Source organism: Nocardiopsis sp. TRM 82005 (assembly GCF_056312425.1).
The window spans coordinates 1-15,300 of record NZ_JBWDTQ010000038.1 but is presented as its reverse complement, the minus strand read 5'-3'; the positions used below and the strand labels follow the sequence as shown (position 1 = coordinate 15,300).

14 protein-coding genes and 3 pseudogenes are annotated in these 15,300 nt (G+C 64.8%); 8 read left to right on the top strand and 9 right to left on the bottom strand.

Annotation, left to right across the window (positions count from 1 at the left end; all coding sequences use genetic code 11):
- Nucleotides 1–1,193: 1,193 nt before the first annotated feature.
- The 5 genes and pseudogenes from AC0T5L_RS25155 to AC0T5L_RS25135 form a co-directional block, all read right to left on the bottom strand.
- Nucleotides 1,194–2,658 (bottom strand): annotated as a pseudogene (locus tag AC0T5L_RS25155) (tyrosine-type recombinase/integrase).
- A complete protein-coding gene (locus AC0T5L_RS25150) occupies nt 2,645–2,923 on the bottom strand; it encodes a helix-turn-helix domain-containing protein (RefSeq protein ID WP_476167963.1) in 279 nt (92 codons plus the stop codon). Before AC0T5L_RS25150 ends, AC0T5L_RS25155 begins: the two are co-directional and overlap by 14 nt.
- Before the next feature lie 1,012 nt (nt 2,924–3,935).
- Nucleotides 3,936–4,259, bottom strand: coding sequence for a replication-relaxation family protein (locus AC0T5L_RS25145; protein ID WP_476167962.1), 324 nt, complete (start codon nt 4,257–4,259; stop codon nt 3,936–3,938).
- 70 nt (nt 4,260–4,329) lie between these two features.
- Nucleotides 4,330–4,677: pseudogene (locus AC0T5L_RS25140) on the bottom strand (replication-relaxation family protein); the annotation flags it as partial.
- A 329-nt stretch (nt 4,678–5,006) separates the two neighbouring features.
- The gene (locus AC0T5L_RS25135; protein ID WP_476167961.1) at nt 5,007–5,147 is read right to left on the bottom strand and encodes a hypothetical protein; all 141 of its coding nucleotides are present in this window, start codon (nt 5,145–5,147) and stop codon (nt 5,007–5,009) included.
- A gap of 29 nt (nt 5,148–5,176) precedes the next feature.
- Between AC0T5L_RS25135 and AC0T5L_RS25130 the strand changes: the two genes are divergently transcribed.
- Together AC0T5L_RS25130 and AC0T5L_RS25125 are read left to right on the top strand one after the other, a co-directional pair.
- A complete protein-coding gene (locus AC0T5L_RS25130) occupies nt 5,177–5,782 on the top strand; it encodes a DUF5753 domain-containing protein (RefSeq protein WP_476167994.1) in 606 nt (201 codons plus the stop codon).
- On the top strand, nt 5,775–5,957 hold the full coding sequence (locus tag AC0T5L_RS25125; protein ID WP_476167960.1) for a DUF397 domain-containing protein: 183 nt from the start codon (nt 5,775–5,777) through the stop codon (nt 5,955–5,957). Before AC0T5L_RS25130 ends, AC0T5L_RS25125 begins: the two co-directional genes overlap by 8 nt.
- 200 nt (nt 5,958–6,157) lie before the next feature.
- Here AC0T5L_RS25125 and AC0T5L_RS25120 read toward each other — a convergent pair.
- Together AC0T5L_RS25120 and AC0T5L_RS25115 are read right to left on the bottom strand one after the other, a co-directional pair.
- A pseudogene (locus AC0T5L_RS25120) lies at nt 6,158–6,689 on the bottom strand (NUDIX hydrolase).
- A 155-nt stretch (nt 6,690–6,844) separates the two neighbouring features.
- Nucleotides 6,845–7,348 (bottom strand): transposase family protein, encoded by a 504-nt coding sequence (locus tag AC0T5L_RS25115; protein WP_476167993.1) that lies wholly within the window; start codon nt 7,346–7,348, stop codon nt 6,845–6,847.
- Between the two features lie 571 nt (nt 7,349–7,919).
- Here AC0T5L_RS25115 and AC0T5L_RS25110 point away from each other — a divergent pair.
- From AC0T5L_RS25110 to AC0T5L_RS25085, 6 genes are all read left to right on the top strand, one after another.
- Nucleotides 7,920–8,501, top strand: coding sequence for a sporulation delaying protein family toxin (locus AC0T5L_RS25110; RefSeq protein ID WP_476167959.1), 582 nt, complete (start codon nt 7,920–7,922; stop codon nt 8,499–8,501).
- 59 nt (nt 8,502–8,560) lie between these two features.
- Entirely contained in the window at nt 8,561–9,127 is a 567-nt protein-coding gene (locus AC0T5L_RS25105; RefSeq protein ID WP_476167958.1) for an SdpA family antimicrobial peptide system protein, read from the top strand.
- Nucleotides 9,127–10,143: a sporulation-delaying protein SdpB family protein gene (locus tag AC0T5L_RS25100; protein ID WP_476167957.1), complete on the top strand. Its 1,017-nt coding sequence runs from the start codon at nt 9,127–9,129 to the stop codon at nt 10,141–10,143. Before AC0T5L_RS25105 ends, AC0T5L_RS25100 begins: the two co-directional genes overlap by 1 nt.
- Nucleotides 10,140–10,601 carry an SdpI family protein gene (locus AC0T5L_RS25095; RefSeq protein ID WP_476167956.1) on the top strand — a complete coding sequence of 154 codons (462 nt, stop codon included), beginning with the start codon at nt 10,140–10,142 and terminating at the stop codon, nt 10,599–10,601. Before AC0T5L_RS25100 ends, AC0T5L_RS25095 begins: the two co-directional genes overlap by 4 nt.
- A gap of 91 nt (nt 10,602–10,692) precedes the next feature.
- The gene (locus tag AC0T5L_RS25090; RefSeq protein ID WP_476167992.1) at nt 10,693–11,100 is read left to right on the top strand and encodes a thiol-disulfide oxidoreductase DCC family protein; all 408 of its coding nucleotides are present in this window, start codon (nt 10,693–10,695) and stop codon (nt 11,098–11,100) included.
- Nucleotides 11,101–11,601: 501 nt separating this feature from the next.
- Complete coding sequence (locus AC0T5L_RS25085; RefSeq protein ID WP_476167991.1) at nt 11,602–12,912, top strand: serine hydrolase domain-containing protein; 1,311 nt, start codon at nt 11,602–11,604, stop codon at nt 12,910–12,912.
- Nucleotides 12,913–12,996: 84 nt separating this feature from the next.
- Here the strand turns inward: AC0T5L_RS25085 and AC0T5L_RS25080 are convergent, their stop codons facing one another.
- Nucleotides 12,997–13,668 carry a response regulator gene (locus AC0T5L_RS25080; RefSeq protein ID WP_476167955.1) on the bottom strand — a complete coding sequence of 224 codons (672 nt, stop codon included), beginning with the start codon at nt 13,666–13,668 and terminating at the stop codon, nt 12,997–12,999.
- Nucleotides 13,665–14,930: a sensor histidine kinase gene (locus AC0T5L_RS25075; protein WP_476167954.1), complete on the bottom strand. Its 1,266-nt coding sequence runs from the start codon at nt 14,928–14,930 to the stop codon at nt 13,665–13,667. Before AC0T5L_RS25075 ends, AC0T5L_RS25080 begins: the two co-directional genes overlap by 4 nt.
- Between the last annotated feature and the right edge of the window lie 370 nt (nt 14,931–15,300).

Genomic DNA, 15,300 nt, shown 5'->3' with positions numbered 1-15,300 from the left:
CCGGACCCCAACACGGGAACCAAACGCCACACGTCGGCCCACACCGTGCCACGAACGCACCCGCTACGGCTGTTGAGCGACAGCGGCCTGGGGGCGACACTGATCTTGTGGTGCGTCACGTTCCGTTACTCAGACGGAGCAGATACAGGGGTACTTCATCGACCTCCTGAAGCGCGCACGTAGTTCAGGAGCACAGGCCTCTGCGGCCCTTTGTGAGAGAACTACAAAATCAGCGCCAGAACCCAACATCTTGTCGTCCAACAATGACACCGCTGCGTGTTTGCACAAACACCCTCCGAGCACACAACCCTCAGTGAGATGGGAGCTGCCTCGCGACGAAGATCTGGGTGAGCCCATCAGGAGGAGGACATCCCACCGAACGAGGTCTATGACGGGCCCGAGTACCAGGACAAACCCGCCGACGCCGTACATGCCAGGCTCCTCGACCTTCTCCAGACCGAAGCACAGGAAAACCGGAACCGGCTGCCCTCGCAACCATCCTGGAGTCGGCTTCCGGCACCACCCAGGCGGAAAACACTCGTTACTACAAAACTACAGAACTACAAAACTGGTAGTATAAGAATTGTTGGAGGGCGGGAATGGTGCAAACCACACCCGCCCCAAGACACACCAGTGGTGGCTCGGCATGAACAACACCGAGCCACCACCGCTAGGTTCGGCCCGATGCCAGCGGGTCGAACCTAGCCCCCGATCTCACGGATCAGGATGCGCACCAGCAGCTCAAGGAACCTCCATAGTGCAGCTTCCTTCCACCACTGCCTGCGTCCGTGCTCCATGTTCTACTCCCCACTGTTATCGGGTTTTACTTCGACCCGACGGCTGGATTCCGCCGCCGTGCACACGCGTCAGCATCCAGCGAGCAAGGAGCCCTCGGAGGTGGTACATGGACCAATCTACCGCCCCAGCGAAGCTCCTAAAATTTTTCTTAATCAGGAGCCACCAGGCCAGCGATTAGTTTCTTTTAGTTTCACGGTTTCCACAAATTTCTGACCTGCGGAGATAATTTCCAGGCAAAATCGAGAATATTTCAAAACAGTGTAGAGTATGTGATGGAAGTCACATCTTGCTGCTTGGTCGGGAAAGTTTCAGGCCGCCTGTGCTGCCCATGTGAACGGGGCCGCGAGGATCGCCTCACGGCCCCGGCACCAGACGTCACATGCCTGAATTCTGGTTCAGGCCTGCTGGGACGCGGTTTTGAGCATGGCCGCGGTGGCCTCGGCCGCTGCCCTGGCCACCTCGGGGAACACTGTCTGGTAAGTGTCCTGGGTGAAGTGGGTGGTGGCGTGGCCGAGCTCGGCCGAGACCACCTTGACGTCCACCCCTGCTGCCAGGATCATCGACGCTGATCCGTGGCGCAGCCCGTGCAGGCCGATCGGCGGCAATCCCGCTGAGCGGACGATGCGCGCGAACCAGTCGGTGACCTGGGCCGGGTGCCAGGCGGTGCCGTCCTGGCGAGTGAACACCAGACCGGTGTCCGTCCACCCCTGGCCTGCGGCGAGTTCGGCCTCCAACTGCTGTCGCCGCCAGGCGCGCAGGATACGGACAGTGTCGGAGTCCAGGGTGATGGTGCGCTCCCCGGCCGTGCTCTTGGGTGTGCAGGTGTGGGTTCGCCAGCCCAGTTGCACGATCTGGGTGCGGATGTCGATCTCGGCGTCGGTCAGGCGGGTGTTGGTCCAGGGCAGCCCGACCGCCTCACCGCGCCGGAGCCCTTTGACGGCGATCAGGTGGAACAGGGCGTAGAGCCAGGTGTACTTGCGGGCGTGAGCCAGGAAGCGGGTGGTCTGTTCCGGAGTCCAGATCATGACCTCTCCGGGGATGGTGCCGTCTTTGGCCCACTGTTTGACCCGGCCGGGTGTCCACACCAGCGGCTTCTTGCGGGGGCAGGCGGGCGTGGGAGGCGGTGTTGACGGTGACCGGTAGGTCGGGGCGGCGCACCGCGTCGGACAGGGCGCTGCGCAAGGTGGCGCGGACGCGGTGCTTGGTGGCCAGCGACACCACCCGTTTGCCTTTCACCGGACCCCGCACGGTCGGGTCGTCGGCCTCGCGGCACTCCAGGATGTGGGTGTTGGTCTCCCCGATGGCGGTGAACATCGCCTCCACGTGGCGGGACTGGAGTTTGTCCACCCGGATCCTGCCCAGGTGCGGGAGGAGGTGGTTACGGATGTGGCCGGCGTAGGAGCGTCGGGTGTTCTCCGTCAGGCCTGGCTTGTCCGGCAGCCACTCGCGCAGCCATTGCTCGACGGTGGGCGCCTCGGTGCGTACGTCCACCCCGACGCTGATGCGCCGCTGCACCTCCCGCAGGTCCGGTAGGGGTGCGCGGGCCTTGATCGAGCCCTGGATCACGTCCGCGATCTGCGCCAGGGTCTCGGCGTCGTCCTCGGCGAGGTCGAGCAGGGAGCGGATGTGCTGGAGTGCTTCCTGTGCGTCCTCCTGGCTGGTGAGTCCGATACGGCGGGCTTGGCGCCGCTTCCCGCCAGTGGTGGGTGGGAGTTCGATCTGGTAGCCCCACCTGCCGTGGGTGGAGCTCCAGGCCCCGGTGCGGCGGCGCAGCAGTGGGCACGTGGTGCCGAGGAGTTTGTTGGTCCTGGGGTCGCGGCATCCGCAGCGTTTGAGCGTGGTTCCTTCACGAGCGGCCAACGTGGGCCTCCTGGTCTTCGTCACGGCGCGCACCGCACCCGCAGCAACCCAGCAGGGTGTGGAGGTCGGTTCCGAAGTGGAAGAGCACTCCCGCGGCCGGGATGTGCCAGAGCCGCCCCGCCCAGTGGGCGGAGAAGGGGAACGTGCTCGCCTTGAGGTGGCGGTAGACCGCCGAGCGGCTCATCCTGAAAAGGCGCCCGGCGGTGACCGGGTCCAGTACCAGCGGCAACTGGTCGATCTCACCCAGCGCGGGCGGAGTGCTCACATCCACTCGAACCACCTCCCCATCATCTGTGAGCTGTACGGATGCGGTGCGCGGCCCCGCATGGTGCGGGGCACCACGCATCCACGCCCGACCCCACCGAGAAGTGCAAGCGGATTCGATGAATCCCCCAGCGGATTCACGCTTCTGTTCGTTGGGCCGCCTGTTCCGGGTGGTATGCCGTTTTTCCTGTTCAGGGACACAGGCAACCCCTGTCGGCCCCACTGGACCCTCCCCTATCGTCGCCCCTGACCACACCGGGCCGTGTTGGGCCGTCAGACGGCCCGTCCGCGCCCGGCACACCACCATGGCCCGTGGGGCGCGGTCCCCGGGTTCGGGCCGCCACGCCGCCCACCAGCGGCCTCCGGTTCCCCAGCGGTGCCGGTCGTCGTATGTCCCCCATGTCCGCTCCTTCGTGATCGGTCGCGATCCGCTCTGAACCCCGTCACCCGGCACGCGGCCTCGCCGCGCTGGTGGTGTTCTCACCCTGATGAACCCCGAAGAAGACACCCGCCACCGCGGATGCGACACCGGCTCCGCAGCCGCGAGGCCGCGCCCGCGCAGCACCGCTTCGCTCACCCGACCGGACGTGAAGCAGATGCGCCGCGCCGTCGCGAGAGGGGCGTGAGAAGAGCAGGTGCGCCGCCGTCCTCCTCGGCCCGTTGGCCGATCTTGGCCGCGCCGCTCCACCACCACGGAGCAGTACGGGAAAGACCAGAAGCAACAGGTAGGAAGAGCAGAGGATGCGGCCCGCTGTGGTTGGTGTTGGCCTGGTGATGAGGGTGCGCGGGGGCGTTCGCGCCTCCGCGCACACCCGGCGCCGCCCGCCCTACGTGAAGGGGACTACCTCCTTGGGTAGACAGCCGCGGCGGCCGGTGGACCACCCCCAAGCCCGCGCGAGCTGCACTGTGACTGCTCCCAGGGGTGGTCCATCCAAGGCCGGACCCCCACGCGGACGCCCCGAAGGAACGCCGACAGGACCCCCGAACGGCTCAGGGGTTCACTGCCCTCGTCCTCACTCTTGTGTCCGGTTGGGGTAGGCGCGTGGCAGGTCGCGCAGGGGCACTCGGCCGGTGCAGTGGGCCAGGCGCCAGATCGGCTCGGCCGCGCCCTGCTGGGCCAGCCTGGCGTGGGTGGTCAGGTACACCCCGACCCTGCCGGTGCAGTCCACGGCGAGCTTGTGGGCGGCGTTGTCCTCGCGCTGGTCGGAGTGGACCAGTACCACCACGATCGAAGGCAGCTTGCTCTCGCGGGCCAAACGCGCGTAACCGGGCATCTTGTTCTTGAGCTGGGTCAGGGACTCGGTGCCGGTGTCGTACTCCACGAAAGCGTCCACCACCGTCTGGTCCTGCTTTCCAGCACACGTAGGCGTCGGGGCGGATGTGGCGGCCCCACCGGTCGGCGCATGCGCGCTCGCCCTCCCAGTGCCGCAGGTGCGCGCCGACCGCGCGGGCGCTTTCGGTGAAGGCCGCCCGAGTCTCGGCCAAGCCAAGGATGTGGTCCAGCTGGGGTGAGTGGGCCAGGGCCAGGACGCGGTCGGCGCGGAACTTCAACGCGTCGGGTTCCTTACCCTGGTAGAGGGCGAGAAGGACCGCACCGGTGGGGGTCAGGACCCAGCGGTCGGGGGCGTTACGGTCGTGGGCGTGGCGGCGGAAGCGGTTAAAGATCCCGTACCGGTACAAGGTGAGCAAGTGCGAACGGGCGCGGCGTGGCCCGGCCTTGGGGAAGTAGATGCGGTGCAGGTGGTGGGTGGTCATCACCCGGTGTTCCCAGAGCCCGGCCAGGATCTGGCGGTCCCGATCGGTGATCTGTGGTGCCAGGTGGATCAGTGTTTCCTCATAGTTGTGCACGCCTGCCCTCCCGGGGACGTCGCGGTCCTGTGCTTTTGACTCCCTGACGAAGTCCGCGAAGGCGCAGATGCGACACCGGCAGGGGAGAACTTCTTCTCTCGCGGGTCCCCGTGTTCAGCCCCCGAGGGCGGGTTCACTCCGGGTTCAGAACGGGTTCAGTGGACACACCACACCCCACTAACTCCCTCGGGGCGACACCACACAAGTGGTGCCGCCCCGAGGCAAAAGCTGATTGCTCAGCGGCGTGTGTCCAGCCAGGTCCTCACCGCAGAGGCCAGCTCATCGAACTCCCCCGGCCCGTCCGCGACCGCGACCCGCTCCTTGCGGTCGGGCACTCCGCCCGGGTGGTGAAACAGGTAGGGGCGTACTCCGCGCACTCCGTCGTCATCGACGCACCAACCCTGTTCTGAGGGGTGAGGGCGACGAGGGCTCGGGACGGCGGGCGTGGCTGCACGAGGTCGCCGAGCGCACCCACGCAGCTGATGCCCTGTACGAGTATCAGGCGTTGGTGTTCCCGGTGTATCTACAGACCGAGGCCTACCCGCGAGCCGTGATCCGCTACGGTGCTCCCTGGTTGTCCGCGAGCGAACTCGCCGAGCGTGCCCAGCAAAGGGCCCGTAGGGCGCAGCAGATGCCCAAGGCGCTCTCCCCCGTCATCTGGCTCGTGGTCGACCAGTCCCTGCTCATGCGCCGCTACGGTTCGGCCCAGGTGCAGTTGGAGCAGCCCGAATACGTGGTGGACCTGGTGGAGAGGGAGCGCGTCAACCTGTTGGTGGTGCCCGTGGACGAGCCGCGCCACGCGGGCAACAACGGCCCCTTCCGGGTCATCACCTCAGCTGACCAGCCCGAGGTGGTCTACGTGGAGTCCGCTCACCAGGGGCAGATCATCACCGCGATCAACGAGGTGGGCCGTTACCGGATGTGGTTCGCGGCCTTGCAGGGTGTGGCTTGGGGACCGGATGAGACGCTGAGGACCATCCGTAAGGAGATGAAGAGGATCAACGGTGACTGAGTGGCACAAGTCGTCCTACAGCGGCGGCAACAACGAGTGCGTCGAGGTCCGCGAGCACAGCACCGGCGCGGACGTGCGTGACACCCAGAACCGCTCGCGGGGCCAGCTCGCCTTCACCTCGGCTGCGTGGGGCGTCTTCCTCGTCTCCCTTGTCCAGGCAGACAGGAACAGATAGCAACCCTGTAACCGATACGGGGTTCGCAGTACGTCTTCCTCAAGCTGTGTCGGTGCGTTCCAGAGGTGAACGTCCCGAGCCCGCTGGAGTGGTTGACCTACCACAATGCGCGCTGTCCTACCTGCGCCGTCTGCGGCACCGGCTTCGGCCTCACGAGGAGCTGCCCGAGGTGGAGGAGTTCGCGGTACGGGTCAGGGAGGTCATACCAGGGTGAGCGCCCGGTACAGGGCGACCACGGTGGACGCGCCGACGATCTCCCCCCGGGCGATCATCTCCACCGCCTCCTCCAGCGGCCACCAGCGGATCTCCTGGGCCTCGTTGATGTCGGGAGGGGTGTCGGTGATGTCGGCGCCTCGGGCCAGGTAGATGATCTGGGGCTGGTCCACCGATCCGATGGCGGGCTGGAAGGTCACCATGTGCTCCATCGAGCGGGGACGCCACCCGGTCTCCTCCTCGACCTCGCGTGCCGCCGCGGCCTCGATGTCCTCAGCACCGTCGACGTAGCCGCCAGGTAGCTCCCACACCCACCGGTCGATGATGAAACGGTGTCGACGCATCAGCAGGGCTTCGCACTGGTCGTTGACCACGAGCGTCATCGCGGCCGGGGGGCATGGCGACGACGTACTGGGTGAAGGACACCCCGTCCGGGAGGGTGACGTCGACGGTGGAGAGGCGGATGTGCCGGTTCTGGTCTACGAGCTTCTCGCCGTGGACCGTCCATTGGGTGCTCACACCGGCACTGTAGGCCTTCCGAGCTTCAACGAATGCTCGGACCCCTCACGACGAGCACCGCCTACGGAACCCGACTAGATAGGCCTCCACTGGCCTCCCTTACGAGTTGGTGCGTGATAGCGGGTGAGGCATGGTGGTCCCGCCCGCGACGCTTGTCAGATGTTCGCGGTGCGACCGGAGACCAACCCGGCGATGGCCCGGTAGGTGGCCGGGAGGTTCTCGCGCCGATGCGTCCAGCGCGTCAACTGCTTCCAGTGCTTGTGGTCGGCCAGGGCATGCTCAACGGTGATCCGATCCGACGAATGCGCATGGCGGTGGTGTTTCCACCGCTCGTGGAACTCGGGCAGAGCGCTCCGGTTCGGTTTACGCGGCGGGGTGAGGGCCTGATGCGGATGGTCGCGAAGCAGGCCGAGGTACCCGTCATCGAGCAGGACCTCCACGTCCGGGAAATGCTTGAAGCAGGCGTCGATGCCCGCGGTGCGGGCCGCAGTGGCGTCGTGCATCCGCCCAGGCCGCATCGCGTCGGTCCACAAGGTGCGCCCGCGGTGGTCGGCCACGACGGTGGCCTTCATGGTGTTCTGCTTCTTCTTGCCCGAGACGAACGCCCGTCGGCCGCCCTGACCCGCTATCACGCACCAACTCGTAAGACCTGTTCGCATCGCGTGTCGCTCGACCGTTGGGACGGCCACCGGAGCGAAGCTGCACGCGGCCAACTGGTCTCGGTTCTCCTGGAGCTACGGCGAGGGACAAAGCAATCCGTGATGAGTTCCCCCTTCGGCCGACTGTCCTGTTGCAGTGCGTTCAGGAGTACTGGCTCTCCAACAGGGTGGGCGTGGAGGTCATGAAGTCGAACGAGGACAGCAGCTCGTAGCGGACCTCGTCGCTGTGCAGGAAGTAGCGGTCGTAGAGGGTCTGGATGCCCAGGAAGGTGAACTGCTCGAGGCGCAGCGCGGCGCCCAGGTGGGCCAGGGCGAACCTGGCCGACCCATGCCGCGATCCTCGGGGTGATCGTGCAAGCTGCGTTGACCCTGACCAATATCGAGAAGCGAATTCACTGAGCTCACCTCATCGGCCACACATGACATTTGTCATGCACCTCCACGTGCAACCGTGCATGATTCAGCTATTTTCATATTGCACGAATGGAACTCCGTCCCTATATTTATTTCGCCCCCTTCCTCGTTTGAAGATCGTGGGTTTTTACCCCCATTCCCTTATGAAGGGCAAGCAGTGAAGAAGAGATTTGTTGCAGCTCTGACGGCCACTGCGGTCATCTTGTCCGCCCCGGGTGTGTCAAACGCCCAGGAGGCGATGGATTCGTCGGAGTCGACGAACTCTCCCGAGCAGGTCATCAGCGCAGCGTTCTTCGGCACCGGACCACTTGCCGAAGGCGTTCTGCGCGTTGCACTTCCGGAGGAGGTCAGTCAGGAAGAGTACGACTCCATGGTCGAGGAGACCGTGGATCTGATGACCGAGACCGACCCCGAGGCGGTCGAAGGAATCACCGAAGACCTGACGAGTGGTTCCCCCATCAAGGTCGAGCAGGCCCTGGAGGACGGCACCGACCTCATGGTTGAGATCGTCGGGGACGACGGCCAGGTCACTCCCGACTCCCCGTGCGGTTTCGCCGCAGTCTGCGTCGCGGTTGCGGCCGCCGTGGCCCTGTCCGTCGTCGTGGCCCAGAACAGCGCAGCCGTCACCACCGCCGCCGCTGTGAGTCAAGCCCTCTGGCTGCACGTGGGTGCGGGGGCTGAGGTGCCGCTTGAGCACGAGCAGGCAGTCGCCGAACTCACGAGGCAGCTCGCGGCGTGAGTTCTCACCTTGTAGGACAGTCCCGTCCGGGCGGCGGTTCCGCCGCCCGGACGGGCGCCATGGACAGGGCTCGCCGCCAGTACCTGCTGGGCATTGTCGTGATGGCGTTCGTCGTCTTCACCGTCTTCCTCGCCTTCGCTCCCTCCCAAGCGCTGTTGAACAGAAACCAGGGCCAAGGTCTGGCAGTGGTGGGCGAGTTCGCGCCACAGGGCTGGGCGTTCTTCACAAAGGATCCGCGTGAGCCGTACGTCTCGGTCTACCAACGACGTGGACAGGAATGGGAGCAGATCAACTCCACCACCGTGGCGGGAGGTGAGCATCTTTTCGGACTTGACCGGAGCGCCCGTACGGAGAGCTACGAGATCGGCATCATCACCGGTGCGATCTCCGAGGATGGGTGGACGGGGTGCGACAAGGAGCTGATCACCCACTGCCTGCCGGAGTCCCCGAAGCCGAACGTGTCGGTCGATTCCTATGGCGAAGCCTCCAGATTCTGCGGTGTCCTCGCCGTCACCAGACAAGAACCGGTGCCGTGGGCTTGGGCCGACCTAGTGGAGCAAATGCCGGGTAACTACGCGGTCGTGGACGTGAAGTGCCACGATTTCGAAAGAGGTCAATCGCTGTGATGTCAATCAGTGAGTGGCCGCGTCCGGTTGCGGCGTGGCTGGACCGCCGGGTGGAAACCGCCCTGCGTTTCTCCGCCCACAACCCGTACGTCGGGCTGGCCAGGAGCCTCATCGCGTTGGGGACCCTGTGTTCTCTGGTTGCGACACCCGTGGAACACCTGTTCTATGCGAGTGAGGCCAGGCCAGAGGGGCGGGTCTGCGCGGGTGCCGCAGGCACTATCGGAGCCTTCTGCGTTGTTCCTTACGAGTACCTGGACCTCGCTCGCTGGGGCGCGGTCCTGGTACTCGCCTTGGTCGCAATCGGCCTTGCACCACGTCTGACCGCAGTTCCCCACTGGTGGATCTCGCTCTCCTTCTACTCGTCCAGCAACGTGATGGAGGGCGGAGACCAGGTCGCCGCAGTGCTCACCCTCCTTCTTCTGCCCGTCTGTCTGACCGATCCCAGACGTTGGCACTGGCAGCAGGCACCGGAGCCGTCCCGCGTGTCAACGGGCGTTCGTGTCGCCAACGCACTCGCCCTGGCCCTCATCTGGGTCCAGGTGTGTTTCATCTACTTTCACGCCAGTATCGGGAAATTGGCAGTCCCTGCTTGGATGGACGGTACATCGTTCTGGTACTGGGCGCTGTACTCGCCTTTCGGTGCTCCGGGCCACCTGAGATGGTTGATGGAACCGTTACTGACCGTCGGCCCGGTGCTCGTAGCGGTGACTTGGGGAACACTACTAGTCGAGTTTCTGATCGCCTGTTGTTTGTTCGCCGGTCACAGGTTGCGGTACGTGGCGCTGGGGGCGGGTATCACCCTGCACGGACTGATCGCCTTGGCGGTCGGGCTTCCGGGCTTCTCCCTCATCATGTTTGGGGCACTGGTCCTCTACATGGTGCGCCCCGGCGACAGGCTACCCCGCTGGGTGTCCGACCGACTGCCTGGCCAACAGGGGCCGGAGGAAGGGGAATCCTCCTCAAGAGCGGAGACTCGCAAGCGCGCGGTCACTTCAGAAGGGAAAGTGAGCACGTGAATCCCAGGAACCTTCTCGGAATGCCAGGAGAGCTCGCTCCGGTTGCCGTCGAGAGAATGGAGGGAGGCGCACTGATTTGGACCTCCATCGTGGTCCTCATCACCGCGGTTCTGCTCCTCGTCGGCGCCTACACTGGCGCCAAAGGAAAGTTGCGGCCCAACCCATATTTCGGTATCCGGACCAACCTCACTTTGGGCAACGATGAGATCTGGTACGAAGTCCACCGCAAAATCGCTCCCTGGTTGGCGGTCTCCGGAACCGCCATGGCGATCGGTGGAGTCGCCCTCTTCCTGGTCGAGGACGGGGAGTTCCAACTGGGGGTGTTGCTCGTCGCCGCCGCCGTGTGCGTGACGACGGTCGTCGCGGGTGCGCTCACGAGCTCCTGGGCTGTGCGCGACCGTTTGGCCCGGCGCGAGCGGGCCTCGGATGAGAATCCCTCCGATCGGAAGGGAGAGTGATGCCAACCGGAGCGAAGCGGTTCCACCAACTGTCCGTGCCTGTGACGGCGACGTTCTCTCCGTATTTCACCAGAACAGGTGGGTGACCGCGATGGACGGTCTCCAGGACGCGAGCGATGTCCCGAACGCGGGCCTGTTCCTGTACGACCGGGACTGCGGCTTCTGCCAGCGCTCGGTGGATTTTGCCAGACACCGGACGCGTAGTGACGTGACCTTCGCTCCGTGGCAGGGATTCGACCTGGCCAGCGCCGGGCTCACTCCTGCTCAGGCCAATGCTCAGGCTTGGCTACTGCTCCCTGACGGATCGTCGCGGTCGGGTGGCGACGCAATCGCCGGGGTACTCCGGCAGGGGTGCCGCTGGGCCCGCTGCCTGGGCTCCTTCATGCTGCTGCCCGGGGTCCGGACGCTGAACCGAGCTGTCTACCGTCTGGTCGCGGCCCACCGCCACCGACTTCCGGGAGGCACCTCCTCCTGCGCACTTCCCCACCACGGCACCTGACCCCCTCGCCCCACCCGTGCGGCTTCCAGTCGTGGGTGGGGCGCAACCCCATCTCCCCAAGGCGCCGCCGAGCGTTCGTGCCGCCACGAAGGATGATGACCGGTCCCACCCGCACAGCGGGTATGACTGCTGTCACCCGAGCGAGGATGACCGGGACGTGACGGCCGTGACTGTCACGCGACCCGTACCGCCGAGGAGGATCGGAGCATGCTAGCTCCGAAAGAACCACAATCAGTCCCCGAACCTCACGCACCATTTCGGCGCCCGCTGGCCCCAACCGTTCCTCGCCGGGTGCTGTTCACCGCACTGGCCGTTGGTATGACGGTGGCTCTGGCCTGTCATCTGCTCCTCCCATATGCGCCCCACCGTTCAGCGACCGGTGGAGAGTTCGTCGGTGCCCCCGCTCTGGTCGCCGATGTCGAGATCGCACTCGACCCAGTACAGGTCCAGGGCCTGGCCGTCGCCCGTTTCGACAACCACACTCCGGACGAGGTCGAGTGGGTGACGGCCGGCACCGCCGATGGCACCGTGTCTGTCAACACGGACGCACACTTCGAGACGGCCTCCGTCTTCAAGGTCTTCACAGCGATGCTGTTGGCTGACATGGTGGAACGTGGTGAGACCTCTTTGGACCGAACTTTGGCCGATGTCTTCCCCGACACGGCCTTCAGAGATCCCGAAATCGCCACTGTCACCCTTCAGGAGCTGGCCACACACCACGCTGGGATACCGACAGAGGCCGAAGTAGGGGTGTTCGGAGCCCTCAGCTCACTGGTAGGCGGTGACAAATACGCGGATGCCGCCGCGCCTCTGGAGTTCGCGGCTACCACCCTCTCGTGGAACCGGGGTCGCTATCAGTACAGCAATGTCGGATACGCCCTCCTTGGCGAGACCCTCGCGGAGGAGGCCGGAAGCACCTATCCCGACCTGGTCCACGAACGGGTTCTCTCACCTTTGGGGTTGGACGATACCGCGATCCGCCCTGAGGGCACCCCTGAGGACGGGGCCGGGCCGCACATCGAGGCGGGCGCCCGGGCACAGGACTGGCACAATTCCGACTACGCGGCCGCGGGGATCACCACTTGGAGTACCCCGGAGGACCTGGTCTCCCTCATGGCCGCGATCGCGAGGGGGGACGCCCCCGGCATGGGTGTTCTCGAGACCGTACATGAGGAGGTCGACCCCGTAGTCCCGACTGCGAGAAGTGGAAACACCTCGCTCGGTATGGGGCTGGGCTGGCATCTGACCGATGTTCCCGGCATCGGTGAAGTGACCTGGCACAGCGGTGGCACGCTGGGCACCCGCACGATGGTCGCCACCGACGGAGAACGTTCCACCGTCGTCATGGCCAACTCCTTTGGGGTGGAGGCGCCCGCCTTGGCCCTCACGCTCTTGGGGGATGCCCCGCAGCCGGTCCCCACAGCGCCCTCCTCCCTCGCAATCATGGCGCAGACCCTCCTCATGGCGCTTCTGCCTCCGGTTCTGCTCTGCGGGTTGGTGCTGCGGCGGCGTACACTCCTCACCCAGCGCCCCCTCGACCGGCTGCGGATCGTTTCACTGTCTCTCGGCGCGTTCGCCTGGGTCGCCGTCGCGCTGAGGCTGGGTGGATGGGTGGACACGCCGGAAACAGCTTGGGCGCTCGGCACGGGCATGGCAGCCGCAGGTGCTGTACTGGGCGCCTGGCACTGGCGCTCGGCCCCGGTCGAGGCGGGAAGGTGGCGTTGGCTGCACGTTCCCGTGTTCGCCCTGTCGATCATGGTGTCCTCGGTGATGCTGGTCGGGGCACTCTGGGGAACTCTGACGGTCTGGTAGCCGTGGCGCGCAAAATCACACGGCCACCCCGGCATTCGTCCCGGATCATACGGCGGCCAGTCATGGAACCTCGCCGCCTCCCAGTCACGTACGGTGACGGTCGTACCAGAGGGCGAGTTGGGTGCGATCGCGCAAGCCCAGTTTACGAAGGGCGTTCGTCACATGGTTGCGGACGGTGCCCTCGGTGATGAACAGGCGCTTCGCGATGCCTCGATTGGCCTCGCCCTCGCTGATCAACCCGACCACCTCGTATTCACGTTCGGACAACGGGCCCGGGCCAGGTGTCGTCAGTTGTGCCGCTGGCGCGCTCGGTGAACTCAGTTCTCTGATGAGACGGTCGGCAACCGCACCGGTGAGAACACTCTCTCCATGTGCGACTCGACGCACTACGTCAGCGATCTCCTCTGGCTCAGCATCCTTGAGCAGATACCCTTTGGCCCCGGACCTCAGCCCGTCGAACAGGTACTCGTCTTCCTCGAATGCTGTGAGGACCACGGACCTGATCGAGGGATACGACTCCTGGAGCCGCTTCAACAGGGTGATGCCGTCCATGACCGGCATGTGGATATCGACGAGCGCGGCATGCGGCAGGCGTTCTTCGTCGCACGAGGCGAGAAAGTCCAGCGCGGCTTGACCATGTTCGGCCACCTTCACGACCTCGATGCCCTCTTCAGGGGATAGAAGGCGTGCGAGGCCGCGGCGCATCAGGGCTTGGTCGTCTACGATGAGGACTCGCACCAGTTCCTCATGTTTCACGACATCTCCTCCATGAGGTAGGCAGGCTGGCAGGGAACATGGGCAGAGAGGCGGAACCCTCCTTCGGGGCGGTTGCCCGTGTGGAGGTTTCCGCCCAAGGAGGTGAGTCGTTCTTCCAGTGAGGACAGGCCAAAGCCCGACGTCCCGTAACCGTCGGCGGCTCCCGTCCCGTCGTCAACGACGTCAACCTCCACCGTGCCATCCCCGATCCTGACGTCCACGGTGATTCTGTCAGCTTGGGAATACCGCAGCGCATTGGTCAGTCCTTCCTGCACAGTGCGGTACAACGCGAGTTCGACTTCGCCGTCCATATCGTCAGGCCACGCACCGACGAGGCGGAACTCGGTACTGACGCCCGTGTCTTTGAACGCCGTGGTGAGCCCCTGTAGCGCCTCAGGCCCGTTGAGCTGCTCCAGATCGAGGGGTTTGAGGGCGCGAACCCAGCGACGGGTCTCAGCCAACGCTTCCCCGGCCAGCCGATACGCGTCATCAATCTCCTCACGGACCACCTCCGGAACGCCGTCCGCCGAGCGCCGTGCACTGGACAGGCAGAGTTTGATGGCGGTCAGGTAATGCCCTGTGCTGTCATGCATCTCCCTGGACATACGCCCGCGTTCCTCCTCAATCGCAAGTTCACGGACCCTTGAGGAGTAATGCCGTAGTTTGCGGTGGGCCTCGGTGAGTTCCCCGAGTAGCTCACGAGTCTGCCGTGCCCTGCGACTGGCGGATAGCAGGGACGCGAGGATGATCAGCACACCGAGGCAGTACCCGAGGAGCAGGGTGCCGTTCGTGGCGGCCAGAGAGAGCGGCATCAGCGGGTGAAGCGCTCCTGTGACGAAATTCGCCAGACCGAAAGCGAAGCAAACGGCAAGCGCGGTCAGCAGATTGTGCGCGTACAGGGCATGCGCAACAGAAACGATAATAATAAAGTAGTGCCCGAAATCGAGCACTGGCAGGAGGAGAACAGTGGATCCCAGGAATACATAGGAGAGACCTCTTTGCACTAATGACTTCCCCCCTCCCCAGGGAAGGAAAGGCCAGAGCGCAACACTGGGGACATAGAAAGCAAGAAAAGCAAAGAATGACCAATCACCATGCACCCACTGCTCCGGAACGAAATGATCCTGCATGTACGCAGAAACAGAGCGCGATGCCAGCGCGATGAGAATGGAGGTCCAGAAAAGAACCCCCAAAGGCAGGGGGCAGACATCTCCCGCACCACGGCCCGATAATATCAACGTCTTGAGAGACGGGGTAGGCATAGAATTCAGATTACCATAGGCGCCAAAGATCCAGGTGATACTGATCTTTGACCATGCGACAGTCCAGGAAAGAGAGGGATGCCGTCCAGGCGCCGTCAGCCCTGATCAACTCCACTTCCCCGAACCTGACGTGACGCGACCACATGGGGAGAGTTGGCGGCGTAGAGTGCCTTGCGTGATTCGTGATGCGCTCGATCAGAGGACCCTGGACGCGGCCTTACGAGTTGGTGCGTGATAGCGGGTGAGGCAAGGGATGAGCGGCTGTGGCATGATCCCGCCGTGGCGATCAAGGTCAATCGTGCGGTCCTGGCCCATCCATGGCTCACCGGCATCTCCCAGCATCACCTGGCCGCGCTCGTGGAGGAGCTGG

Excerpts from the sequence above, each read along its gene's own strand:
- AC0T5L_RS25115 (WP_476167993.1), bottom strand. The coding sequence starts at position 7,348 with ATGCGAACAGGTCTTACGAGTTGGTGCGTGATAGCGGGTCAGGGCGGC.
- AC0T5L_RS25105 (WP_476167958.1), top strand. The coding sequence starts at position 8,561 with ATGGACAGGGCTCGCCGCCAGTACCTGCTGGGCATTGTCGTGATGGCG.
- AC0T5L_RS25100 (WP_476167957.1), top strand. The coding sequence starts at position 9,127 with ATGTCAATCAGTGAGTGGCCGCGTCCGGTTGCGGCGTGGCTGGACCGC.
- AC0T5L_RS25090 (WP_476167992.1), top strand. The coding sequence starts at position 10,693 with ATGGACGGTCTCCAGGACGCGAGCGATGTCCCGAACGCGGGCCTGTTC.
- AC0T5L_RS25075 (WP_476167954.1), bottom strand. The coding sequence starts at position 14,930 with ATGCCTACCCCGTCTCTCAAGACGTTGATATTATCGGGCCGTGGTGCG.